Source organism: Nostoc sp. NMS8, from assembly GCF_017115045.1.
GTDB lineage: Bacteria > Cyanobacteriota > Cyanobacteriia > Cyanobacteriales > Nostocaceae > Nostoc.
Genome location: NZ_JABXKK010000129.1, coordinates 1 through 25,721, shown reverse-complemented (window position 1 = coordinate 25,721; position 25,721 = coordinate 1). Strand labels below are relative to the sequence as shown.

The 25,721-nt window shown below is 42.3% G+C and carries 19 protein-coding genes and 1 pseudogene; 11 read left to right on the top strand and 9 right to left on the bottom strand.

The window, feature by feature from the left end; genetic code table 11:
• Positions 1 to 1,043 precede the first annotated feature (1,043 nt).
• A complete protein-coding gene (locus tag HWQ39_RS33945; protein ID WP_292854675.1) occupies positions 1,044 to 6,968 on the top strand; it encodes a non-ribosomal peptide synthetase in 5,925 nt (1,974 codons plus the stop codon).
• Between the two features lie 394 nt (positions 6,969 to 7,362).
• Positions 7,363 to 8,544, top strand: coding sequence for an aldo/keto reductase (locus HWQ39_RS33940; RefSeq protein ID WP_292854673.1), 1,182 nt, complete (start codon positions 7,363 to 7,365; stop codon positions 8,542 to 8,544).
• A 101-nt stretch (positions 8,545 to 8,645) separates the two neighbouring features.
• Here HWQ39_RS33940 and HWQ39_RS33935 read toward each other — a convergent pair whose 3' ends face one another.
• Positions 8,646 to 9,974 carry a hemolysin family protein gene (locus tag HWQ39_RS33935; protein WP_292854670.1) on the bottom strand — a complete coding sequence of 443 codons (1,329 nt, stop codon included), beginning with the start codon at positions 9,972 to 9,974 and terminating at the stop codon, positions 8,646 to 8,648.
• Between the two features lie 240 nt (positions 9,975 to 10,214).
• Between HWQ39_RS33935 and mfd the strand changes: the two genes are divergently transcribed.
• The 5 genes from mfd to HWQ39_RS33910 all read left to right on the top strand — a co-directional run bounded on the left by mfd (position 10,215) and on the right by HWQ39_RS33910 (position 15,492).
• The gene (gene mfd, locus HWQ39_RS33930; RefSeq protein ID WP_292854667.1) at positions 10,215 to 13,820 is read left to right on the top strand and encodes a transcription-repair coupling factor; all 3,606 of its coding nucleotides are present in this window, start codon (positions 10,215 to 10,217) and stop codon (positions 13,818 to 13,820) included.
• 56 nt (positions 13,821 to 13,876) lie between these two features.
• Positions 13,877 to 14,041, top strand: a complete 165-nt coding sequence (locus HWQ39_RS33925) for a hypothetical protein (RefSeq protein ID WP_292854720.1) — start codon at positions 13,877 to 13,879, stop codon at positions 14,039 to 14,041.
• Positions 14,042 to 14,064: 23 nt separating this feature from the next.
• The gene (locus HWQ39_RS33920; RefSeq protein ID WP_292854664.1) at positions 14,065 to 14,898 is read left to right on the top strand and encodes a hypothetical protein; all 834 of its coding nucleotides are present in this window, start codon (positions 14,065 to 14,067) and stop codon (positions 14,896 to 14,898) included.
• 184 nt (positions 14,899 to 15,082) lie between these two features.
• A complete protein-coding gene (locus tag HWQ39_RS33915; protein WP_292854662.1) occupies positions 15,083 to 15,286 on the top strand; it encodes a type II toxin-antitoxin system HicB family antitoxin in 204 nt (67 codons plus the stop codon).
• A complete protein-coding gene (locus tag HWQ39_RS33910) occupies positions 15,283 to 15,492 on the top strand; it encodes a type II toxin-antitoxin system HicA family toxin (RefSeq protein WP_292854660.1) in 210 nt (69 codons plus the stop codon). The genes HWQ39_RS33915 and HWQ39_RS33910 overlap by 4 nt, the downstream gene beginning before the upstream one ends.
• 7 nt (positions 15,493 to 15,499) lie before the next feature.
• On the opposite strand, the gene HWQ39_RS33905 is transcribed toward HWQ39_RS33910, so the two are convergent.
• Positions 15,500 to 15,970, bottom strand: coding sequence for a DUF29 domain-containing protein (locus HWQ39_RS33905; RefSeq protein WP_292854657.1), 471 nt, complete (start codon positions 15,968 to 15,970; stop codon positions 15,500 to 15,502).
• Positions 15,971 to 16,159: 189 nt separating this feature from the next.
• Here HWQ39_RS33905 and HWQ39_RS33900 point away from each other — a divergent pair.
• Positions 16,160 to 16,399: pseudogene (locus HWQ39_RS33900) on the top strand (hypothetical protein).
• A gap of 58 nt (positions 16,400 to 16,457) precedes the next feature.
• On the opposite strand, the gene HWQ39_RS33895 reads toward HWQ39_RS33900, so the two are convergent.
• The 3 genes from HWQ39_RS33895 to HWQ39_RS33885 form a co-directional block, all read right to left on the bottom strand.
• Positions 16,458 to 16,889 (bottom strand): NUDIX domain-containing protein, encoded by a 432-nt coding sequence (locus HWQ39_RS33895; protein ID WP_292854654.1) that lies wholly within the window; start codon positions 16,887 to 16,889, stop codon positions 16,458 to 16,460.
• 8 nt (positions 16,890 to 16,897) lie between these two features.
• Positions 16,898 to 17,350 carry a DUF3531 family protein gene (locus HWQ39_RS33890; RefSeq protein ID WP_292854652.1) on the bottom strand — a complete coding sequence of 151 codons (453 nt, stop codon included), beginning with the start codon at positions 17,348 to 17,350 and terminating at the stop codon, positions 16,898 to 16,900.
• A 100-nt stretch (positions 17,351 to 17,450) separates the two neighbouring features.
• Complete coding sequence (locus HWQ39_RS33885) at positions 17,451 to 18,410, bottom strand: Sll0314/Alr1548 family TPR repeat-containing protein (protein ID WP_292854651.1); 960 nt, start codon at positions 18,408 to 18,410, stop codon at positions 17,451 to 17,453.
• Between the two features lie 287 nt (positions 18,411 to 18,697).
• Between HWQ39_RS33885 and HWQ39_RS33880 the strand changes: the two genes are divergently transcribed.
• Both HWQ39_RS33880 and rsmG read left to right on the top strand, forming a co-directional pair.
• A complete protein-coding gene (locus HWQ39_RS33880; protein WP_292854649.1) occupies positions 18,698 to 19,372 on the top strand; it encodes an ABC transporter ATP-binding protein in 675 nt (224 codons plus the stop codon).
• Between the two features lie 69 nt (positions 19,373 to 19,441).
• Positions 19,442 to 20,176 (top strand): 16S rRNA (guanine(527)-N(7))-methyltransferase RsmG, encoded by a 735-nt coding sequence (gene rsmG, locus HWQ39_RS33875; RefSeq protein WP_292854646.1) that lies wholly within the window; start codon positions 19,442 to 19,444, stop codon positions 20,174 to 20,176.
• Positions 20,177 to 20,510: 334 nt separating this feature from the next.
• Here rsmG and HWQ39_RS33870 read toward each other — a convergent pair whose 3' ends face one another.
• The 4 genes from HWQ39_RS33870 to HWQ39_RS33855 all read right to left on the bottom strand — a co-directional run bounded on the left by HWQ39_RS33870 (position 20,511) and on the right by HWQ39_RS33855 (position 23,869).
• The gene (locus tag HWQ39_RS33870; RefSeq protein ID WP_292854644.1) at positions 20,511 to 21,290 is read right to left on the bottom strand and encodes a superoxide dismutase; all 780 of its coding nucleotides are present in this window, start codon (positions 21,288 to 21,290) and stop codon (positions 20,511 to 20,513) included.
• 234 nt (positions 21,291 to 21,524) lie between these two features.
• Entirely contained in the window at positions 21,525 to 22,631 is a 1,107-nt protein-coding gene (locus tag HWQ39_RS33865) for an ABC transporter ATP-binding protein (RefSeq protein ID WP_292854641.1), read from the bottom strand.
• 310 nt (positions 22,632 to 22,941) lie between these two features.
• The gene (locus tag HWQ39_RS33860; RefSeq protein ID WP_292854638.1) at positions 22,942 to 23,112 is read right to left on the bottom strand and encodes a type II toxin-antitoxin system HicB family antitoxin; all 171 of its coding nucleotides are present in this window, start codon (positions 23,110 to 23,112) and stop codon (positions 22,942 to 22,944) included.
• A 28-nt stretch (positions 23,113 to 23,140) separates the two neighbouring features.
• On the bottom strand, positions 23,141 to 23,869 hold the full coding sequence (locus tag HWQ39_RS33855; RefSeq protein WP_292854635.1) for a GUN4 domain-containing protein: 729 nt from the start codon (positions 23,867 to 23,869) through the stop codon (positions 23,141 to 23,143).
• Positions 23,870 to 24,143: 274 nt separating this feature from the next.
• Here HWQ39_RS33855 and HWQ39_RS33850 point away from each other — a divergent pair, with 274 nt between their 5' ends.
• Positions 24,144 to 25,565, top strand: coding sequence for an NADP-dependent isocitrate dehydrogenase (locus tag HWQ39_RS33850; RefSeq protein WP_292854633.1), 1,422 nt, complete (start codon positions 24,144 to 24,146; stop codon positions 25,563 to 25,565).
• Positions 25,566 to 25,721: the final 156 nt, after the last annotated feature.

The window sequence follows — 25,721 nt, the reverse complement described above, 5'->3', positions numbered from 1 at the left end:
ATAGTTAGACTTGCTTACTAGACTTTTATTGCAGATTAATTTTTCTATTAGAGATACTCATTCATATCTCTTTACAAATCACTGTAGCATGTTTAGCTAGACTAATTCGGTTTTGCTTAGAAATTTTCTTGTTTGCTTACGCATAATTACTGATTTACAAAACTTACATCGACAACATACAACAAAATGGATCAAAATTTTGATTTTTGTTGCAAAAATTTACATAATGTGAACATTGTCGTTGAATTTGGGTTATCTTCATGAGGATATCTAAATAATTGGTAACAAATTATTGAAAAAAATTCTAATTAATAATTGATCTATGATATCTATGAGCGTTGTCATATATGCCTTGTAGTCATTTTACATCCTGAGAGAGAGTCGTTTTTGATAGATTTTTTTGTCCCTAGATTAAATTTTAGATTTGCTTTAAGAAAGGACTTGTTGCTGGGTGCTAACTAAAAAATCACTGATATCTAATCCCCGATGCCAGTAGCTATGTTATGTTTTTTGGTGTCTCCAGTCTATTATACCTATTGGCTACTTACTTAATTGCTTAAGCAAAATTATAATCATGACTTTATATAACTTTTACATAGGAACAAACACAATGAAGATTTGGTAATAATTAATTTTTTCTTCAGCAATTTTTCGTAGAAAAGGATAGAGTCTTGTTGGTTGTATACCTATTTAAATTAATGAAAATAATGAGAAAAACTTGTTAGCTTAAGTATAAAGCTGTAGGAAATTGCTGTTTTCTGGCTGTAAGTCAACAATGTGATAATGCAAAATTAGGGATTTTATTTGAGGATGTATATTTATTAACCTGGGTATCGCAACTCATAATCTTTGTTCTTGGTGGAAGTCAAACTGTTGGTAGCATAACGTTTTAAGGTTAGTTATGTTTTGTTTATATAAATAAAACTTGCTCTTTGAGGATGTTAATTTGCCGAGCTAAATATAACTTTCTATAAGCCCAAATATATAATAAATAATAAATTAAATAAAAAATGCCATTTCCTGATGGAGTTGATATATAGAAAATGCAGATAAATAACCAGATTTCAGATTATAAGCAAAATATTCCGTTAAATACCTTAACAAAAACTAACATCATCGGCACTCAAGTCTTCAAAGAATGGAATGATACCCAAGTAACTCATCGTCAGGATCTCTGCATCCACCAAATGTTTGAGATGCAGGTAGAGCGATCGCCCCAAGCAATTGCTGTAGTATGTGAAAATACACAACTTACTTATCGGCAATTAAATCAACGGGCAAACCAACTAGCGCACCACTTGCGTGCTTTAGGCGTTGGCCCTGAAGTACTTGTAGGCATTTGCGTGGAGCGCTCCTTGGAGATGATCGTAGGTCTACTGGGTATTCTCAAAGCTGGAGGCGCTTATGTACCTTTAGACCCAGCCTATCCCTCAGAACGTTTAGCCTTTATCTTGGAAGACACGCAGACACCAGTGTTGTTAACCCAAGAAAAATTTCTCAATAATCTACCACCGCATCAGGCGCAAATAGTTTGTCTAGACTCAAACTGGCAAGGGAATATCCAAAACAGTCAAGAAAATCCTGTCAATGAGACGACGGCTGATAATCTCATCTACGTCATTTACACATCTGGCTCTACAGGACAGCCCAAGGGTGTAATGATTCCTCACCGTGGTATCTGCAATCAACTCCACTGGAAGCAAACAACCTTTGGATTAACTCAAGCAGACAAAGTTTTATTAACTATTTCTTTTAGTTTCGACCCCTCCGTGTGGCAGATATTTTGGCCATTGTGCTTTGGAGGGCAATTGTTCATGGCTCGCCCTGCTGGACATCAAGACACTGCCTACATTGTAAAAGTCATTACTGAGCAGCAAATTACCGTCCTGGCCTTAGTACCCTCTATACTGCGTGTCTTATTAGAAGAGAAGGGAATTGAGAATTGCCGATTCCTCAGACATATCATTTGTGGTGGTGAAGCTTTACCTGGCGAACTCCTAGAACGCTTTTTCGCCCAACTGAATTTGGACAATGTTCTGCATAATTGTTACGGCCCGACAGAAGCTTCTATTGATACCACTTTCTGGACTTGCCAGCGCGGAACTGATTATGCAATTGCTCCCATTGGTCGCCCCATTACGAATGCAGAGATTCACATCCTCAATGAAAACTTACAACCTGTAGCTGTTGGTGAATCAGGCGAACTGCATATTGGCGGTATTGGTTTAGCGCGAGGCTATCTCAACCGTTCAGAATTAACCATAGATAAATTCATTTTCGACCCTTTTAGCTCTGAACCTGGGGCACGCCTCTACAAAACTGGGGATTTGGCACGTTATTTGAGCGATGGTAATATCGAGTTTCTTGGTCGCATTGACCACCAAGTGAAAATACGTGGCTTCCGAATTGAATTAGGAGAAATTGAAACCGTATTAGGTCAACATCCGGCACTAACGCAGACTTTAGTTATAGCTAGAGAGGATGTGACTGGGGATAAGCAACTTGTGGCATATATTGTTGCCAGTCCAGAGCAAATCCCTAGTCAGGTAGAATTGCGGCGCTTTTTGCAAGGACAGCTACCTGAATATATGGTACCTAGTTTCTTTGTATTTTTGGACACCCTACCACTAAATCCTAACGGTAAAATAGACCGCCGCGCCTTGCCTGCGCCGGATACATCTGATATTAGGCTGTCAACTAACTTTGTTCCACCTCAGAATTCCACAGAAGAAGTCTTAGCTACCATCTGGGCGAAAGTTTTGCGTCGGGAACAAGTAGGCATATACGACAATTTTTTTGAATTGGGAGGTCATTCACTGCTGGCCACTCAAGTGATGTCTAGGGTTCGCCAAGCCTTTCAAGTAGAAATACCGTTGCAACTCTTATTTGAAAATCCAACGATCGCTACTTTAGCTGAAGCAATTGCCCAAAACCAGACTCAAAAAAATAATCTTCAAAATCAGACTATTCCCCAAATAGCCAACCGAGACTCAGCCCCTTTATCCTTTGCCCAGCAGCGAGTGTGGTTTTTGCAACAGTTGCAACCCAACAGCCGCGCATATATCGTTTCCAATGCACAGAGGTTAAAGGGTAACTTAAATACGGGAGTATTGCAACAGTCACTAGATGCGATCGCTATGCATCACGAGGCACTACGAACCAACTTTATTACATCACTTGATGGTAGCCCCATACAAGTAATTCGCACGCCTCGGTCAGTGGAACTGAAGGTAATTAAGGTAACACAAGAGCAAGTAGAATATTTCCTTAAGCAAGAGGCGCAACGCCCCTTCGACTTAGAAACCGACTTGATGCTGCGAGCTACCTTGCTCCAAATAGACCAAGAGGAGCATATACTTTTGTTGGTCATGCACCACATTGCGTCAGATGGCTGGTCAATAGGTATTCTTTGGCAGCAGTTAGCAGCCATTTATCAAGCCTTTTTGAGCGGTAAGCCTTCGCCCCTGGTAAAATTGCCTATTCAGTATGCTGATTTTGCTGTTTGGCAACACCAATGGCTATCGGGTGAAATACTCTCAGACCAAATCAACTACTGGAAAACCCAGTTAGCAGATGCCAAAACTGTATTAGAATTACCAACCGACCGACCACGACCCCCAATCCAAACTTACCAGGGAGCAGTGCAATCCCTGATTTTACCCCAGTCCTTGAGTGCAGCGCTCAAAGAACTCTCTCGTCGGGAGGGCGTCACTTTATTTATGACATTGCTGGCGGCTTTTGGGACAACACTGCATCGTTACACTGGGCAAGAAGATATTCTCATCGGTTCTCCCATTGCTGGCCGCAACCAAGTTGAAACCGAAGGGTTGATTGGGTTCTTTGTCAATACCCTAGCCATACGCACTAACCTTTCCGGCAACCCAAGTTTCCGGCAGTTACTTAGTCAAGTTCGAGAAGTAACATTAGGAGCATACTCCCACCAACACCTACCCTTCGAGAAGCTAGTAGAAGCACTACAGCCAGAACGAAATCTGAGCCATTCACCGTTATTTCAGGTAATGTTTGCCTTCCACAATACCCCAAGGGAACTTTGGGAACTTCCGGGATTGAACATTACCCCACTAGAAATCCATAGCGGTGCAGCCAAGTTTGAGCTTACCCTCGATTTAGAAGAAACTTCAGAGGGTATCAAAGGTGGAATTGAGTACAACACAGATTTATTTGATGCGACAACGATCGCTAGAATGGTAGGGCATTTCCAAACTTTACTTGAAGGCATCGTCGCCAACACAGAACAGCATATTGCCGATTTGCCTCTGTTAACAGCAGCCGAACAGCATCAGCTACTAATAGAGTGGAATGATACCCAAACTGACTACGATTTATCTGAATGTCTGCACCAGTTATTAGAAGCGCAGGTAGAGAAAACACCAGATGTGATCGCTGTAAAATTTGCAGATAAGCACCTTACTTACAGTGAACTAAATAGTCGTGCCAACCAATTAGCACACTACTTGCAAACTTGTGGAGTCCAGCCAAATGTATTAGTAGCCATTTGTGTTGAGCGTTCCTTAGAAATGGTTGTCGGACTGTTAGGGATTCTTAAAGCTGGCGGCGCTTATGTACCTCTCGATCCCGAATATCCTCAAGAGCGTTTAGCATATATGCTAGGCGATTGTCAACCTGCGGTGCTGTTAACCCAAAGAGATTTAGTCGAGCGTCTGCCTACAAGTAGCCAGAAAGTTTGTCTGGATACCGATTGGGAAACAATCTCACAACAAAGTAATTGCAATCCCAATTCCAGCGTTCAGCCTCTAGATTTAGCTTATGTAATTTACACCTCTGGTTCTACTGGCAAACCCAAGGGCGCGATGAACACCCATCGGGGAATTTGCAATCGCTTAATATGGATGCAAGACGCTTACAAGCTAACTGGAAGCGATCACGTTCTGCAAAAAACGCCTTTTAGTTTTGACGTTTCAGTTTGGGAGTTTTTCTGGCCCCTATTGACAGGGGCGCGTTTAGTGATGGCTAAACCTGGTGGACAGCGAGATGCAGCTTACTTAATCAACACCATCGCCCAAGAGGAAATTACAACACTGCACTTTGTACCCTCCATGTTGCAGATATTTCTAGAAACCAAAGGTCTAGAAGGTTGCAAATCTCTAAAACGGGTGTTTTGTAGTGGAGAAGCTTTACCCATTGACCTCCAGGAGCGGTTTTTTGAGCCGATGGGATGTGAACTACATAACCTCTATGGCCCTACCGAAGCAGCAATTGATGTCACATTTTGGCAGTGTCAAAGAGAGAGTAATTTAAAAAGTGTACCGATTGGCAGAGCGATCGCCAACACTCAACTTTATATCCTCGACTCCCATCTTCAACCAGTTCCATTGGGTGCGATCGGCGAACTTTATATTGGTGGTATTGGAGTTGCCAAAGGCTATCTGAACCGTCCAGACTTAACAGCCGAGCGATTTATTTCCCATCCCTTTAACGAAGGTGAAAAACTTTACAAAACTGGAGACTTAGCCCGTTACCTTTCCGATGGCAATATTGAATACATCGGTAGAATCGATCATCAGGTAAAAATTCGTGGTTTTCGTATCGAACTTGGAGAAATCGAAGCCTTGCTGGCACAGCACCCTAACATACAGCAAACCGTCGTAACAGCGAGAGTCGATCATCCCGAAAACCAGCGACTAGTCGCCTACATCGTTCCTCACCCAGAACAAACACCAAATATAGACGAACTGCGCCATTTCCTCAAAGAGCAACTACCAGAATATATGGTGCCTAGTGCTTTCGTTTTACTAGAAACCTTACCCCTAACCCCCAACGGCAAAATCGACCGCAGCGCTTTACCAGCACCAGACTCAACAAGGCTTGATTCTGAAAACACCTACGTTGCGCCCCGTGATGAATTAGAATTGCAACTAACCAAAATTTGGGAACAAATTTTAGATGTCCAGCCTATCGGTGTCAAAGATAACTTCTTTGAGCTTGGAGGACATTCCATACTAGCAGTAAAACTGTTTTGGCAAATTGAGAAGACGTTTAGTAAAAATCTGCCTCTTGCCATTCTGTTCCAATCAAGTACTGTAGAGGCTCTAGCCAAAATAATCTCCAAAGAAGAAATAGCAGTAACAAACAAGGCTATAGTAAATACCTTAGACAAATCAAAATCTAACTGGTCATCCTTGGTAGAAATTCAACCCAACGGTTCCCAGCCACCTTTTTACTGTATTCACGGGCTGGGTGGGGAAGTCTTGTGTTTCCGTGAACTGGCACTGCATCTGGGTTCAGAGCAACCATTTTACGGACTACAGCCACAAGGGCTAGATGGAAAACAGCCTTTCCATACGCGAGTTGAAGACATGGCAACTCACTATATTCAAGAAATCAAGACTCTTCAGCCCAATGGCCCTTATTTTCTGGGAGGTTACTCTTTTGGAGGTGTAGTTGCCTTCGAGATGGCTCAACAACTCCAAAAGCAAGGCGAGCAAGTTGGCATTCTGGTTCTGTTTGATAGTTGTCGTTTAGGTTATAGCTGGCGATCGCCATTTTTCAAACGAGTCTTTTTGCATTTAAATAATATAGTTAAACAAGGGCCTATCTATCTTTGGCAAAAAATTGTGAGATGGAGCTATTGGCGTAAACAGCATCTCCAAAATACATATAACCGTTACTTGGAAGAGGTACTTAATTTACCTGAAACTGACAAGCATTTAAAAAGCGTAGATGCTAATATGCAAGCGGGCAGTGAATATATATTTTCACCTTATGCTGGTCAAGCTATCCTTTTGCGGACAGAAGATGAAAATCGGGACGAAGCGATAGGTACACGATACGATCCACAATTTGGCTGGGGCGAACTGGTGGCTGGAGGATTAGATATCCATTACGTCCCTGGATCTCATTTTGACCTACTTAATGAACCCAACGTACAAGTGTTAGCCGAAATATTGAAAAATTGCTTAACCCAGGCGCAGTCCCTAAAGAATTAAGAAGGGTATCTGACAACCTGCCACCTCCTCACAACTCAAAACTGCTGGGATGCTCAACTTTTTAGAGAAGTCGAGCATCCCAGCCTTGCAATTTTTATAAATCAGATAAAATTGCTATAGGGCAATACGCTTGGGTTAAGAAATTTATCCGTTGAGGCAGGTAGGGGATACAGGGGGGAAAAAGCTTATCTGATATTGTGCTATTGGGTGAGATAATTACTCTCTGGAACTGGAATACTGGTTACACTCTAATAAGCAAAAGGCTTGACCGATTTAATAATGGGATGAATCTTGCTAGTGTCACAAATTGAACAGAGGAAATGATTGTGGCACTGAAAACTCGAATGACTGTCGTTTTCAAATTTTAAGTAGCTAAACAATTCACAATCCACTCATGTTATATAGACGATTTGGACGCACCGAATTACAGATGCCAGTGTTTTCCTGCGGTGGCATGAGATATCAGTTCAAATGGGAGGATGTTCCCAATCATGAAATTCCTGCTGATAACCAGGCGAATCTAGAAGCGACGATTAAAAGGGCGGTTGAGGTTGGAATTAATCATATTGAAACTGCCCGTGGTTATGGCACTTCTGAAATGCAATTGGGGAGAATATTACCCAAGTTTCCCCGCGAAAAATTGATTGTTCAGACCAAAATCAGCCCAAAGGCAGATGCGAAAGAATTCCGTGAGACATTTGAACAATCATTGCGAAATCTCCAACTAGATTATGTTGACCTTTTAGGGTTGCACGGTATCAATCATCCTGAGTCGTTAGATGACAGCATCCGTCCCGGTGGCTGTTTGGAAGTAGCGCAGCAGTTGCAAGCAGAGGGAAAAGTTAGATTTATTGGCTTTTCCACACATGGTTCAACAGAGTTAATTGTGCAAACAATTAATACCAATCAATTTGATTATGTGAATCTGCACTGGTACTACATTAATCAATGGAATTGGGCAGCAATTGAAGCAGCTAAACGCCACGATATGGGGGTGTTTATTATTAGCCCATCTAATAAAGGCGGTTTGTTGTATGAACCCCCACAAAAATTAGTAAATCTTTGCGCCCCGTTGAGTCCGATGGTGTTTAATGATTTATTTTGTTTGAGTCATCAAGATGTACATACCCTAAGCATAGGAGCAGCAAAACCACAAGATTTTGATGAACACCTGAAGACTTTAGAATTAATCGATCGGGCATCAGAAATTTTGCCACCAATTTTAGCAAGGTTGGAATCAGAAGCGATCGCGACTTTGGGAGAAGATTGGGTAAAATTCTGGGAAACAAATCTACCAACCTTTGACCAAACCCCTGGTGAGGTAAATATTCGGGTGATTTTGTGGCTGCGGAATTTAGCGATCGCCTACGATCTGGTAGAGTACGCTAAAATGCGTTATAACCTGCTTGGTAATGGCGGTCACTGGTTCCCCGGCAACAAAGCCGATCGGCTAGACGAATTAGACTTACGGCAATCGATCGCCCGCAATCCTCACGCCGACAAAATCCCCCAACTTCTAGAACAAGCTCATCAGTTGTTGGCGGGTGAAGCGGTTAAACGTCTATCTCGCACTTGATAAATTGCATAAATAGGTCATTGGTTATTATGGCCTATGGGAAATAGTAAACAATAATTATCAATGCCCAATGCCCAATCCCCAATGCCAAATCCCCAATCCTAATCAGATTTTTTCGTATCTGCTGATTTACCTGCCTTAGGTACGACTAGCACCTTATCAACGCGATTACCATCCATATCCATCACTTCAATTCGCATACTTTGCCATTCAAAATGGTCTGCTGCGGCAGGAATACGACCTAAATGGGTGATCACAAAACCACCTAAGGTTTGATAACTGCCGCGTTCCTCAGATTCCCACTCTTCCATACCGAAAAGTTCCAAAAACTCCTCTACAGGCAACATCCCATCCAAAAGCCAGGAACCATCTTCGCGTTGGACAGCTTGTGGTTGATCCTGTCCATCTGTGGAAGGAACATCACCGACGATTTCGCTCATGATGTCATTGAGAGTGACTAATCCTTGAATCACGCCGTATTCATCAACTACTAGCGCCATGTGAGTGATGGTTTGCTTAAACAATTCTAAAACTTTCAAGCCACGAGTGCTTTCTGGCACAAATACAGGCTGTCGCAATCCGATTGTCAAGTCTAGAGGTTCCCCTCGGAAACTTCTGGCTAATAAATCGGTGACAGGGATAACACCCAGCACATTGTCAAGTCCTCCCTGACAAACTGGATACCGAGAATAGGCACTATCAACCATTTTTTGGCGATTTTCTTCGGCAGAGTCATCTAAATCTAGCCAAACAATATCGGGACGGGGTGTCATTAAATAGCTGACAGCGCGATCGCCTAAACGAAAGACTCGCTCTACCATATCCTGTTCAGCTTCCTCAAAAGTTCCCGCCTCAGTCCCTTGCTCAATTAAAATTTTAATTTCTTCTTCGGTGACTTGCGGCTCGGTAGAAGCTGTAATTCCCAGTAATCGCAGGATCAAATCTGTAGAAGCACTTAATAGAAAGACTACAGGAGAACCGATCGCCGCCAAAGCTTGCATCGGAATCGCTACAATCGAGGCAATCCTTTCTGGGTTATTTAACGCCAGACGCTTCGGTACCAATTCGCCAACAATGAGTGAGAAATAGGTAATGAGCAAAACCACTATTCCAAAGGATATCGGTTCACTATAAGGTGCTAACAAGGGGACAAGCCGCACATAGATTGCCAGTCGAGCAGCAATTGTTGCTCCTCCGAAAGCACCAGTCAGAATACCGATCAGGGAAATACCCACTTGAACGGTTGACAGGAAATGATTTGGAGACTCAGCTAGTTTCAATGCTGCCTTTGCCTTGATATCTCCTTGATTGGCAAGCTGCTGTAGCCTAACTTTCCGTGCCGAGACGATCGCCATCTCAGACATAGAAAACACGCCATTGGCAATAATTAGCACCAAAATGATTAAAATTTCAAAAGTTATGGAGGACATGTTTAAAATTGCGGTTTATCAGAGCGAACGTAGCTCAATCCCTAGTATCTAGTATTAAAGGTGCTTCGATAAATGCTTTGACTATACACAAAGTAATAGTTATAGTTCTTAAGTTTATTAGTCGCCGTGCATTATTCTTCCACCGAAGGGATAACAAAGCTGTTAACACTTTTAAAATGGTTGACATAAACTGCCTCAAAATTTGCTGACCCACAAAGACTCCCATCGCTAGTAGTACTTATGTCATTTTCTTCTATTGTGCGTGCCTTAGGCCGATCGTCGCTCACTACTGAATTTATTTCTAAACTGAATCGACAACAAGAATTGCGGTTAAATGGTATTCCCCGACTACCCAAGGCTCTAGTAGCTTCGGCATTAGCACAGGCTCAGGGCAAGGATTTATTCGTGGTTTGCGCCACTCTGGAAGAAGCTGGACGCGTTTACGCACAATTGGAGGCAATGGGATGGCAAACAGTACATTTTTACCCCACCTCCGAGGCTTCTCCCTACGAACCTTTTGACCCGGAAACTGAGATGAGTTGGGGGCAAATGCAGGTATTGGCAGATTTGGGCATGAGGGATAGGGGACTAGGGACTGGGGACTGGGGACTGGGGGGACAAGGAGGACAAGAGGGAATTATTGAAAAAGTTACTCCCTTGTCTGTTCCCAATCCGCAATTCCCAATCCCCAATCCCGGAGCGAAGCGACCTTTAGCGATTGTGGCTACTCAAGGGGCGCTGCAACCTCATTTACCTCCGCCAGAAGCTTTTCAACAATTCTGTCTTACCCTGAAAAAAGGGATGGAATTAGACCTGAATGCCTTCAGTGAGAAAATAACTATTTTGGGGTACGAACGAGTTCCTTTGGTAGAAACAGAAGGACAGTGGAGCCGACGGGGCGATATTGTTGATGTGTACCCAGTTTCCTCTGAGTTTCCAGTCAGGTTGGAATGGTTTGGTGATGAAATCGAGCAAATGCGGGAATTTGACCCAGCAACCCAACGTTCTGCCCTCGACAAAGTTGACCAGATAATTCTTACCCCCACTAGCTTTACTCCTGTGGTGATGGCAGCACTGAAGAATAGTGTTGAGTTTCGAGTGCTGAGTGCTGAGTCAGAATTTAACTCAGCACCCAACACTCAGCACTCATCGCTGATTGAAGGTAGTCGTCGCTTTTTGGGGTTAGCGTTCGAGCAACCAGCATCTCTGCTAAACTACTTAGCAGAAAATACCTTGATTGCCATTGATGAGCCAGAACAGTGTCATGCTCATAGCGATCGCTGGGTAGAAAATGCGGAAGAACAATGGAGTATTGGGCATGGGGAAGAATCTACTCCCCTAACATTGCCGAAAATCCACCGTTCGTTTGATGAGTGTTTGGCTGATGTTGCCAAGTTTAAAACATTATATTTATCGGAACTGTCGGAGGAAAATAGTGGGATCAATCTTGCCTGCCGTCCTGTTCCAGCCACGCCACACCAGTTTGCTAAACTAGCTGAAACCATCCGCCAAGAACGCGATCGCAATTTCTCGATCTGGCTGCTTTCTGCTCAACCTTCCCGTTCTGTCTCGCTCTTGCAAGAACATGATTGTCCGGCTCAATTTATCCCCAATCCCCGCGACTACCAAGCGATAGATAAGCTGCAAATTAACCATATTCCCATAGCCTTAAAATATTCTGGTCTTGCGGAACTAGAAGGTTTTATCCTGCCTACGTACCGATTGGTAATCGTGACAGATCGGGAATTTTTTGGGCAGCATTCCTTAGCGACTCCCGGCTATATCCGCAAGCGCCACAAAGCTACTTCTAAGCAAGTCGATCCCAATAAGCTGCGTCCAGGCGATTATGTGGTTCACAGAAATCATGGTGTTGGTAAATTTGTCAAGCTGGAAAGTTTGACGATTAATAATGAAACCCGTGATTATTTGGTGGTGCAGTATGCTGATGGGTTATTAAGAGTCGCAGCCGATCAAGTAGGTGCTTTATCCCGGTTCCGCGCCGCAGGTGATAAAGCACCGGAACTCAATCGGATGACCGGTAAAGCTTGGGAAAATACCAAGAATAAAGTCCGCAAAGCGATTAGAAAATTGGCGGTGGACTTGTTGAAACTGTATGCAGCGCGATCGCAACAACAAGGTTTTAGCTTTCCGGGTGATATGCCTTGGCAGGAGGAATTGGAAGATTCTTTTCCCTACCAACCCACGACGGATCAGCTTAAAGCTGTTCAAGATGTAAAACGCGACATGGAAAGCGATCGCCCAATGGATCGCTTAGTTTGTGGCGATGTCGGTTTTGGGAAGACGGAAGTGGCGATTCGTGCTGTTTTTAAAGCAGTCACCGCCGGTAAACAAGTGGCACTCCTTGCGCCAACGACAATTTTAACACAGCAGCATTACCATACACTCAAAGAACGTTTTGCTCCCTACCCGGTAAATGTCGGTTTGCTCAACCGTTTTCGTTCGGCTGAAGAACGCCGCGATATTCAAAAGCGATTGGCAACGGGTGAATTAGATGTAGTAGTTGGTACACATCAACTTTTAGGTAAAGGCGTGTCATTCCGCGATTTAGGACTGTTGGTAGTAGATGAAGAACAGAGGTTTGGGGTAAACCAGAAAGAGAAAATTAAAAGCTTGAAAACTCAGGTGGACGTGCTTACACTCTCAGCTACTCCCATTCCCCGAACTTTGTATATGTCCTTGTCGGGAATTCGGGAAATGAGTTTGATTACCACACCGCCCCCAACTAGACGACCGATTAAAACCCATTTGTCACCGATTAATTCCGAAAGCATCCGCACAGCAATTCGTCAAGAATTAGACAGAGGGGGACAAGTATTTTATGTAGTTCCACGAGTAGACGGAATTGAAGAGACAACAGCCAATTTGCGAGAAGTAATACCGGGAGCTAGGTTTGCGATCGCCCACGGTCAAATGGATGAAAGCGAGTTAGAATCAACCATGCTCACTTTCAGTAATGGCGATGCAGATATCCTCGTTTGTACGACAATTATTGAATCTGGCTTAGATATTCCGCGAGTCAACACGATTTTGATTGAAGATGCTCACCGCTTTGGATTGGCACAGTTGTATCAATTACGCGGTCGTGTGGGACGTGCAGGTATTCAAGCTCATGCTTGGTTATTTTATCCAAAGCAACGGGCATTATCTGATGCAGCACGGCAAAGATTACGAGCAATTCAAGAATTTACTCAGCTAGGTTCTGGGTATCAGTTAGCGATGCGCGACATGGAAATCAGAGGCGTGGGTAACTTGCTAGGTGCAGAACAATCCGGTCAAATGGATGCCATCGGTTTTGATTTATACATGGAAATGCTAGAAGAAGCAATTCGGGAAATCCGAGGACAAGAAATTCCGAAAGTGGAGGATACTCAGATTGATCTCAACCTGACGGCGTTTATTCCAGCAGATTACATCACCGATTTGGATCAAAAGATGAGTGCTTACCGAGCGGTGGCTACAGCTAAATCTAAATCAGAATTAAAACAGATTGCAGCAGAGTGGAGCGATCGCTATGGTACTTTACCCATCCCTGCAAATCAACTTTTGCGAGTCATGGAACTCAAACAGCTAGCGAAAAAACTCGGATTTAGCCGGATTAAACCAGAACAAAAGCAACACGTCGTTTTAGAAACGCCGATGGAGGAACCTGCTTGGAATTTGTTAGCGGCGAATTTACCAGACAATCTCAAAACCCGCTTTGTGTATTCTCCAGGGAAAGTGACAGTACGCGGGTTAGGAGTTTTTAAAGCAGATCAACAATTGCAGAATTTGATTGATGCTTTCGGGAGAATGCAAGGTGCGATTCCAGAGGCAGCTAGTGTTTGATAAATTTTGCTCAAGTTTCTATCAATTTAGAACCAAACCTACAGAGGATAACCAGAGTGAGTATTAATCTTGATTTGCCACCAGAGCTAGAAAACCAGCTTTTTACTGAAGCTTCTCGGTTAAATCTTCCTCTTTCTGAATACATTCTTCGGATTCTTTCTGTGAGACAGGTTTTAGCAAACCCACCGAGGACGGGAGCCGAACTCGTTGCTTATCATTAAAAAACAATGTACTTAAAAAAACTATGGTATCCTTCCCCTGTCTTTGGGATGATAAATGTGAATGGAGAAAAGGCTTAAAAGATTTTGCAATTCAGTTTAATGAAGCTTTTGGCAAAGACTACAGTCTTTCCAAGTTTCTCGATATTTCTGAAAAAGGCGGCAAACAGCAAACCAAACAGCCAGAGGTACTATTAGAAGCTCCGGGTGATAAGCCGATGGTAATTGAATGTAAAAAGATAGTTTATCCACCCAAATATTATGAGAAACATCGGCATTTCCACTATTTTTTTAAAGATTTTTATGATTCTTATAATCGTGATTTAAAACCTATTTTACCTCAAGATGTATATGAAATTGGCATCAACGAAAATGTACTGTATCAAAATAAGAAACAAAAATTCCCTTCAATATCGAATCAGATAGTAGCTCATGTATTACAGCATATTGAGGAGTTTCATGTCTCTAATCAAATCTCCTCAGCAGAGCCTATTCCTTGGGGTTTTCGCCGGGTTCCAGAAAATGAACGTGATGACGAATCTTACAAATCAGGGCTAAGGTTATCTAGTTCAGCAAAATCATTGTCGTATCAATTTGATAAATTACCGGAAGCCGAAGAGGAGATAGCCAAGGAATTAGCTAAACATTTATCTAACACAGATATTAAATTTAGGGATTATGCCAATTGTTTAAAAATTTTAGTGATAGAAATATGTGGTGATATTTTGTCCATCCCTTCACCAGAAGTAATTGTAGAAATAATCGAAAATGCAACTATTCCATCTAGTGTAGATCAAATCTGGCTTGCAGACCCACAAGATGAGACAGAAAGTATAATTAGTTATTATCAAATTGTGTAACAAGAGGTTAGATTGACACCAGGAAATCCAACACTTGCTGCTCAAACTCTACTACTTCGGCTATTGAGAGCGATCGCAGAAGCAGCTGTTGTTTGAACTGTAGCAACATTAATTTGAGTAGCTACAGTTAAGAGCAAACATTTCTGGTTGTTAGCATATTCTTACAAACTAGCTCAACAAGTTTATGAAAATTAGAGCAATCATTCATCCAGCAGAAGAAGGCGGCTATTGGGCAGAGGTCCCCGCGCTTCCTGGTTGTATTACCGAAGGAGACACCATAGAAGAGGTGATGGCTAACTTAAAGGATGCTATTGAAGGTTGGCTTGAAGTTGCCAACAGTCGTAATGCAATTGCGTCAACAGATCAAGTTGTTGAAATTGCTGTATGAAATCGATTTCTGGTAAGCAACTTTGTAAGATTGTGGAGCAAAAAGGTTGGGTTTTGCAAAGAATTACTGGCAGTTATCATATTTATGAAAACCCCGAATTAGAAAAAATCCTGTCAATTCCTGTTCACCGCAATCAAGATTTGAAAGTTGGAACCTTGAAAGCGTTGATGAAAATAGCCCAGCTATCTGAAGAAGATTTACTTTAATTTCAAATTACTGCTCTGATTCATCCACTAACTTGCTTGGTTCACCGGGGTAGAAATCATAGTCCACAATCTCTGACAAACTGTAAGGACACTCTACCGGAAAAGTCCGCTTGGGCAAATCTGTTTCTCCAACAGCTAATTCGACACCTTTAAGGTAGGCTTTGCGAAGTGCTTCTTCAAAGTAGGGCTTTAAGCTAGGATTGTCTTCAAGCAGTTCAGCAATATCTAAGCGTTGAATACGAAGTGTTGCTAACCAGCTACGGCTACGGCGTTGAGACTGATATTGCCATTTTAGTAAATGTCCAATCAACACACTCAGACGGTTTCGTAATTCTTGACGTTGCTGTTTACCCAAAGATTGAATCTCCTCAATTAGATTTTGCAGATCAATCTGACTCCACTGCTGATTGCGAAGTAAAGTTGCTTGTTCCTGTGTCCAAGCGTAAAAATCAGTTTCATAGAGGCTTGGTGAAGGCATTGGTATCTTTAGGTTTGTTTCAGGTACACCCATTAGGTTAGTTCAAGCTTAACGTCTTTGCTTTTATTGTAGAACTGTCTCAAATACTAGTTCTGCAATTGAGAGCGATCGCACCCTCGCACCCTAACAACCCCAACTAAGTGCAAGCAGAGATAATTTATAGTATGACTTTCGTAATAACTAACAGCTATGACAGAGCTACTTGAACAAGCGATCGCTAAACTAAAAAATTTGCCTGCCAATGAACAAGATGCGTAGGCGTAGCCCGCCGCAGGCATCGCGGTGATAATTTTGGAAGAACTAGAAGATGAACGCCGTTGGGATGAAGCTTTTGCCCGTTCTCCAGATATACTTGCCAAGCTTGCAACCGAGGCAATGGCTGAATATTGTGCAGGAAAAACCCAAGAGTTAGATCCAGATAAATTGTGAAGTCACGTATAATCACTCAGTTTCGTCAAGGTTTTGCTGAGTGCGATTTCCAGATGATTTATAAATATTCAAAAAAGACTTCAGGTACTAATTTGAATTCTCCTGATTTCAAGCGAGATATATCTATCCATAACGCTCTATGTTTATGATGTGGTGATTCGGAAAAAACTAAACTTTCTAGTTTATAAAATTTTGAATCAGCAAAGTCACATTCATAAAGCTGAATAATTTCATGACCTTGCCTGCCATTAAATATAAACAGGTTCTCTATACAACCGAGATATTTAATATTCGTTAAGTCTGCCTGAATTTCCTCTTGAAACTCCCGTTCTAAGGCGGCGTGGCTGGTTTCGCCAAAATCAACACCACCGCCTAAAGCACGATAAAATGTTTCTTGCTTTACGGGGTCGTAGCCTTCAGAAAGAAATATGCATTCGCCATTCCGAATTAGCCCCAAAGCGATTACCCGAATTTCGCCAGCTTTATTCATTTTTGTAACTAATTATCGTAGATAGACTGAGGACGACTTTCGCTATCCTCAATAGGCCAATCGGGATTTTCACCACCAACGTACAATTCTTCAATGGTGACATATTCCTGACTTAGCTGTGTGAGAGCGTTAATTAAAATATCCAATGCGATCGCATCACTGGTTCCTAAGTCAAACCAACAACGCCCCCACTGTCCCTCATATTCAAACTCACCGATGTTGTGCATCAGTGCTAATAGGCTTTTGTCATACCCTTGTTCATCATAATTCATGTAGCTGATATCGAGTCCAGTGTCCTGCACCTGAAGATTCTCTGCATTAAATGCACCCAATTTACCCAGATAAAACCAGGAATTGAAAACTTCTTCTACATACTGCTTTTCACGCGCAGAAGGATTTGTGCTGAATTTTAGCCAAATCCACACATCAAAAGGATTAATTTCGCGAAACTGAATCTCCATTTTGGTCTAATATCTCAATTAATGTTCTGCAAATAAGCATATCAAAGTAGGGTATAGGGAATGGGAAGTAGGGAAATGAGAGAGAATAACCAATGCCTGATTACCCAGGATTGTTAAGGCTAACAGCATTTTTGCGTTCACTCTCAATTTGTTTGACTAAATCGCCTGGGAGTTGGGATTTTTTAGTTAATGCTTTGTCAAAATTAGCGATCGCTTCCTGGATTATCTGCTGGCTTTTTTCTTTTTGCCCCAATTCTTTCAGGATTTGAGCTTTGAGATAATAAATTTCTGGATTATCGGATGTGGTTTTAATTGCTCGGTTGACATACTCTAGTGCTTGTGGATACCTTTTTAAATCCCGGTAAGCAAGAGCAACACCCCGATCTACTAGATACTGGGGAGCAGCATTTTGTTCTAAGCGTCTAATTGCCTGATCTGGGCTAGCAAAAGGCAAATTAACCGCCAATAATAAATCCATATAACCCTTGATTAAATTCAGTTCTGGATCGTTGGCAGAAATTGCCTCGGCTTTGTCTAAATATTCATAAACTTGTCGCAACCGACTAAAGGCTTGCGGTACACCCTTGACTGTACCCTCACGGGTGATAACTACTGCACCCTCTAAAAAATGACCAACAGCAGTGTATAAATTACCACGCAACGGATCGCTAGAAATTAGTTTTTGTCCAGTTTCTAAAGTTTTCTGGCTGTAGGTGTCGAGTTTAACCCAATCCTTATTTCCGTATGCTAAAGATGCCCTTATGGCATAAGCTAGAGGTTCGTTTGGCTCTTTGGATATTGCTTGTTGCAGATAACGATCTGCTGCTGGATAGTTGCCCTGTTGGAAAATCGCTTTAAAAGCTGCTTCTGTTAGGTTGCCAATTTGATGAGGTTCGCGATCGCGAAAGGGATCGTCAGCTAAAGAAGGACTTACCCAAAAATTAAGTGTGATTGCCCAAGGGGCAACGCCAAAGGCGAACGCAGCTGCAAAAGCAGTCTGAACAAAGGTAGTGAGTTGAGAAGACACTATTAATCGAGGAGAAGAACACCTTTTAGTCATTTTAACCTTCAGAATAATTGCGGTTGAAATAGTTGTATGTGTTACTTACAATACAAAAAATGCTTAAGTTTAATTTTACTTTTTTACTCAGCCCAGGTTAAACGCCCCGCTAACGTTACTCAGCACTGTTTCAGGGTGAGTCTGCCACAATAGAGAAAATGTAAATGATTCTTGCTGCGATATTAAAGTGTTAAGGCAGATAATACGCTATAAATTTTTCCAGAATTTTCTAGATACTCTCAGTGTAGTTAATCAGTAATTTGCTGACTTTTTGGTAATCTTAACAAATGCTCTATCTCCGAAATGTAAATTATCATCCTACAGCGTGCCCAACAGCGATTCTCAAATCGATCAACTTGGAATTAGCACCCCAGCAGCTAGGTCTAATTATTGGCCCGAGTGGTTCAGGTAAAAGTACCTTACTAGAAATTTTGTCGGGACTAGCCGAACCCACAACCGGCGCGCTCTTCTGGCGGGAACAAGAACTGATAGCCGAACAGCTACAACAATTGGCTGGGTTGGTATTTCAGTTTCCAGAGCGGCACTTTTGCGGCGGTTCGATTTTAGAAGAATTGCGTTTAGGACATCCTGAGTTAGGGTCAGAACGAGTCAGACAAGCGCTGAGTGAAGTGGGATTAGAGCATTTATCACTCTCCGCTGCCCCCCATGCTTTGAGCGGTGGACAGCAACGACGTTTAGCTTTGGCAGTGCAATTGATTCGCCAGCCAAATTTACTGTTATTAGATGAACCCACAGCTGGCTTAGATTGGTCAATGCGTCGGCAACTGGTAAATTTATTAGCGAAACTGAAACAAGATTGGACATTGTTAATAGTGACACATGATGCCGGAGATTTGTTAGCGATCGCAGACCGATGCTGGACACTCAACCACGGTGAACTAGAATCAGTAGACCCAAAAACACTAGAAGCCAAAGCTAAAGAACCTCTACCGACAGTGTGAGAAAAGAGCAGAGGGGAATAGTGGGAAAAGGAAAATAACCATACCCCATAACTAATGACCAATGACTTAATGACAAACTTATTGCCTGAGATGGCAGAAATCTGGCAGCAAACTCTCAATTGGCAACCAACTGTCCAACAGCAAGCGCAATTTCAAAAGCTTTATGAGTTAATCCTAGAAGGTAATCGCCAACTAAATTTAACTCGCATCACTGACCCCCAAGAATTTTGGGAAAAACATCTCTGGGACTCTCTGCGAGGAATTGCACCCCTGTTATCAGCAAATTTCTCCCCTGCTCCCCGCACTCTCATTGATATTGGAACAGGTGCGGGTTTTCCAGGTATTCCAGTAACAATTACTCTACCTAATTGCACAATTACTCTTCTCGATTCCACTCGGAAAAAAATTGCTTTTCTCGACAATATATTAACTGAACTTGCCCTTAGTAATGCTAAAACTCTGGTTGGTAGGGCTGAAGAAATCGGTCATCATCCCCAGCATCGATTAGCTTACGATATTGCATTGATTCGTGCTGTCGGTGCAGCCTCGGTCTGTGCAGAATATACTTTACCACTGCTCAAACAGGGAGGTTTAGCCATAATTTATCGCGGTAATTGGACAGAAGATGAAACAACTGCTTTGCAGAATGCTGTGAAGCAGTTGGGTGGCGTTATTGAATCAATCGAACAATTTACAACACCCCTAAGTCACAGCATCCGGCACTGTGTCTATTTGCGTAAGGTAGCCACCACACCAATTCAGTTTCCCCGTGCTATTGGTGTACCTACCCAAAAGCCTCTTTAACTAATTCGTAATTCGTAATTCTAAAGGGTACAGAGTTATAGGAATCCGGTTTAATTTCTGAAAAAATGCTTAGTGGCGTGGCAAGCAAAAGAATAGTGCATTAGACGTAGGTTAGGTGAAGCAGAGCGCAACCCAACATATATCAGGATGTTGGCTTTGGCAAAGCCTCCAACGCCACTTGCTACAACGCGGGGAACCCGCGCAGCGCAGTGGCTCCCCAACCTACAATTTTTTTTGCTAATTCGTAATTAGTAATTACAAATTATTTGGACAGGAGTGGAGATCAAGTTTTTATTTTTTCTCTGTCTTACTGCTTTTCTCCTTATCTCAATGTTTAAGCAAATTTACTTGCGGCTGCAAATCTCTTGTTAATCTCATCCCAATTAACCACGTTCCACCAAGCATCTAAATAATCGGTGCGGCGATTCTGGTAATTAAGATAATAGGCGTGTTCCCATACGTCATTACCCAGGATAGGATATTTGCCTTCACTTAAAGGACTATCTTGATTAGCTGTAGTTGTCACTTCCAACTTACCATTTTTGTTACGCACTAGCCAAACCCAACCACTACCAAAACGACTAGCACCAGCTTCGTTAAATTGTTTTTTGAAAGCTGCAAAAGAGCCAAAGTTTTTATTAATAGCAGAGGCAATATCTCCTGTTGGTTCTCCCCCACCTTTTGGCTTCATAATTTTCCAGAACATTGAGTGGTTGACATGACCACCCCCATTATTACGTACTGTTTTGCGAATATCTTGTGGTACTTTGTCAAGTTTTTGCAATAGTTCTTCAACAGTTTTACCTTTGAGTTCTGGGTGTTTGTCTAAGGCTGCATTCAGGTTTTTCACATACGTTGCGTGGTGTTTATCGTGGTGAAATTGCATCGTTTTGGCATCAATATGCGGTTCCAGTGCTTCGTAGGCGTAAGCTAAAGGGGGCAGTTGGATAGCACCTGTTGTATTTGGTGTTGTATTTGGTGTTGTATTTGTTGTTGCGTCGGGAGTTGCAGTATTACCCTCAGAAGATTTTTCTGCTAATGCACAAGCATCTAATGCAAAAGCACCCGCACCTACTGTGAATATGAACAAGAAATGGCGTCGATTAATAGTCATATAAGTTTTTGCAGCGAATCGATTAAATCTCTATTGCAGCTTTTATTTTCTTAGATTCTGGCTACAAAAAATTGGGAATTGGTTATTATTTCTGGTAGTTTAATAAACTATTTATAAATTGATTCTGAATTTAGAAGCCAGAATTCAGAGGTAAGAATCACTTAGGAGAGGATTCAAACCCACAACTAAGTCAAGATAATTAACTAATTTAACTGGGTTACTTGAAAATCACAGTCATTTTTGAGGTGAAATTTTGTCTCCAGTTTTGGAATCAAACACAAACAAGTAATTTAAATCTAGTTGCAAAGAAAGGCGATCGCCTGGACGCAGACGCACATCCCCACCCACCTGAATATTCAATACCACCGCCGAACCAGGTAAACCAGCACGAATCAAAGTTTCCCTTCCCAAAGGTTCCACCACCTTAACTTCCACAATCAGCTGACTCTCATTTCCTTCTTGGCGTTTTGGCGATTCGTTAATAAAAATATGCTCTGGACGAATCCCTAAATCAAAACTATATCCCTGACGCAACTGTAATTTTTCTTTCACAACTGCTGGAATTGTTAATAACTGTCCACTCACATCAAAACCATTATCTTGATAGATTGCAGGCAGAATATTCATTGGTGGACTGCCTAAAAAGCTTGCCACCATCTGATTAGCAGGATTTGTATAAATAGTTTGAGGATCGCCGATTTGTTGAATCCGTCCGCGATTGAGTACGACAATTTTATCAGCCAAAGTCATCGCTTCAACTTGATCGTGAGTGACGTAAATAGTTGTAATGCCTAATTCTTGATGTAACTGTTTCAATTCTGCCCTGGTATCATCGCGTAATTGGGCATCTAAATTAGATAAAGGTTCATCAAGTAAAAACACTTCTGGTTCACGAGCGATCGCTCTCCCTAATGCTACTCGTTGTTGCTGTCCCCCAGAAAGTTGTTTGGGTTTACGATCCAGCAGGTGATCCAGAGAAAGCGATCGCGCCACATTCATCACTCGTTCTTGAATGATTTTCCGGTCAACCTTCCGCATTTGCAAGCCAAAGCCGATGTTTTGGGCCACACTCATGTGAGGATAGAGAGCGTAGTTTTGGAACACCATCGCTACATCCCGTTGTCTGGCGGGGATATTATTCACCAAGCGATCGCCAATAAAGAGTTTGCCAGATGTAGCAGTTTCTAAACCGGCGATCGTTCGCAAAATTGTAGATTTACCACAACCCGATGGCCCAACTAAAACCCAAAATTCGCCATCAGGAATTTCAAAGGAAATGTCCTCGATCGCAGTGACATTGTTAAACCTACGCTTAATATCTTCTAAACGAACATTTGCCATTATCTAATTTGATATTTTCAGTTTGGAATCTGCGGCATTTTCAACTCAATATTTAGGAGCTTTTATCCACCCCCTTTGAGAAACTATGAGGCTGTTTTATAAGTGTAGAAACTTTTTTTACTGCACAATTCTAATCAGAAATTTTAGAGCCTCTTTGACCGCATCGGCATTGGGAAAAACCTCTGCTACGTCAGACTCTAAACGAATTGTTATTTCACCGAAGCTCTTTCGTTCAAGGCCGAGCTTTCTCACTCTTAGACTATTTAAGTCATACTCTGATCGCAGACTATAGCATGATATTTTTGACTTCTCAGACATCCTTTAAACAAAGTTCAATTACTTCTTTCATATTAGCCATCAACTCATTAATTGTTTCTCCCTGACTGTAACAGGCTTTTAGCTGAGGAACTTCTCCAACATAGTAGCCATCTTCATCCCGTTCAATGATGACGTAGAATTCTCGGTTAGTGGGATTGATCATAATGTCTTTGTACGTAAGCTCAAAATCATTATTTTTCTGAGTTCTTTGTCCAAGCTGGGTGAGAAAGTAAAGAAGCAAAAACTCGTACCCCCCGAAGTTGATTAGAAAGGGGTAAGTGACCTCTAGGCGCATTTAAATCCCAGGTAAACTCGTTAGGGTATCGCGTCCAGGTATTACCTGCTTTCCAGCCAATTTTCGGCCAGAAATTCTCCCAATTTTTACCCAAACTTAACCAGATTTCTCGCTGCACTGAAAAACCAAATTTACCTTCCGAGTGGACTAACCAGAGGTTGTTAATGGTTTGCAAGTCAACAGCCGAGGTATTTTCTACCTCAGTAAAATACAACCATTTTCGTTGTACAGCCGTTGGCCCTGATAGTTCACACATTTTTTCGATGCTGACGCGATCGGCTGCTTGGAAGTCTTGAGCAGCAAGTAGCTGTTGCAAAGAATTGTAGTTAATCCCGCACTCTGATTTTAGAGGTACAATTCCCTCAGGAAAAGAGGAGCGTAGAAATTCTTTGACTTGAGGTGCATCAGAGTTGTAGAGGACTTGGTAAGCTTTGCCATCAATCCAAGTCGCTGGGTTTTCACGTCGTTTCAGTAAAAATTCCATCAACACGTCTAATCCTTCATTACCCAACTCAGCTAACTGTGGGATTATCTGTTGTTGGACTTTTTCAGACCCAGCGATTAACGGTCGTCGGAGGGAGTCGATGTCATTTGCCGGGTCTGATAAAATCATTGGGTCTGTCATGCCATTCTTGTTTTAGCGGTCAGTGAAAGAGCGGTAAGCTATTGGGCTTCTCTAAAGTGAAGCACTGATAGCGAAAAGTAGTTTACTATTTTTAATCGTACAAAATTGCGATCGCTTCACTGAAATCCCACACTTAATCCCCAAATAATGTACAAGGGGAATAGGGGGAAATCTTTGCCTTATGGCTTCGTAAACAAAAGACATAGGAAAATATACAAGCCTGCCACATAAGGATTTTTTGACTAGCAGCGTATCGATTAGGAGTGTGTGAACGATGTACGAAAAGATTACCCCCCCCGCAGCCGGAGCAAAAATCACCTTCAAAAATGGTGAACCAATTGTACCGGACAATCCAATTATCCCCTTTATTCGCGGCGACGGCACAGGTATAGACATCTGGCCTGCTACCCAAAAAGTTCTCGATGCTGCTGTAGCCAAAGCATATAAGGGTCAGCGTCAAATTAGCTGGTTTAAGGTTTACGTTGGAGACGAAGCTTGTGATTTATACGGCACATACCAGTATTTACCTCAAGATACTCTCACGGCAATTGAAGAATATGGTGTAGCTATTAAAGGGCCTTTGACTACTCCCATTGGGGGGGGAATTCGTTCTTTAAATGTGGCATTACGGCAAATTTTTGATTTGTATGCCTGCGTGCGTCCCTGCCGTTACTATGCAGGTACACCCTCACCCCACAAAAATCCCGAAAAGCTGGATGTAATTGTTTATCGGGAAAATACAGAAGATATTTATTTAGGGATTGAGTGGCGACAAGGTAGCGAAATCGGCGATCGCTTAATTAAAATTCTTAACGAAGAACTGATCCCCGCCACTCCAGAACACGGGAAAAAACGCATTCCTCTTGATTCTGGTATTGGCATCAAACCCATCAGCAAAACTGGTTCCCAGCGCCTAGTCAGACGTGCCATTAAACACGCCTTGCTATTGCCCAAAAATAAGCAACAAGTGACTTTGGTGCATAAAGGGAACATCATGAAGTACACCGAGGGCGCTTTCCGCGACTGGGGTTATGAATTAGCAACCAGTGAATTTCGCCAAGAAACTGTTACAGAACAAGAATCTTGGATTTTGAGTAACAAGGAAAAAAATCCGAATATTTCCTTGGAAGAAAACGCCCGCCAGATTGAACCTGGGTTTGACAATCTCACCGAAGACAAAAAAGCGCAAGTTGTCAAGGAAGTTGAAACTGTTCTTAACACAATTTGGGCAACCCACGGCGAGGGCAAATGGAAAGAGAAAGTTTTGGTGAATGACCGGATTGCTGACAGTATTTTTCAACAAATCCAAACCAGACCGGATGAGTATTCAATTTTGGCGACAATGAACTTAAACGGCGATTACTTGTCTGATGCTGCTGCTGCTATTGTTGGGGGATTGGGAATGGGCCCAGGGGCAAATATTGGCGATTCTAGTGCCATATTTGAGGCTACCCACGGCACTGCACCCAAACACGCCGGCTTAGATCGGATTAATCCGGGTTCAGTGATTTTGTCTGGTGTGATGATGCTGGAATTTTTGGGCTGGCAAGAAGCCGCAGACCTAATTAAGAAAGGTTTAAGCGATGCGATCGCAAATAGTCAAGTCACTTACGATTTAGCCCGTTTGCTAGAACCGCCTGTTGAACCTTTAAAATGTTCTGAATTTGCCGACGCAATTATTCAGCATTTTGGTTAATTCTATTAGGGTTAATTAGTCACAAGTCGAATTACCCCACCCTAACCCTCCCCGTATGTATTGGGGAGGGAACTGGATTTATTGTTTCCCCCCCTTTACAAGCAGGGCTGTTTCATTCCACAAGGTGAAGGAGTTTGTCAATATCATGAGATATAA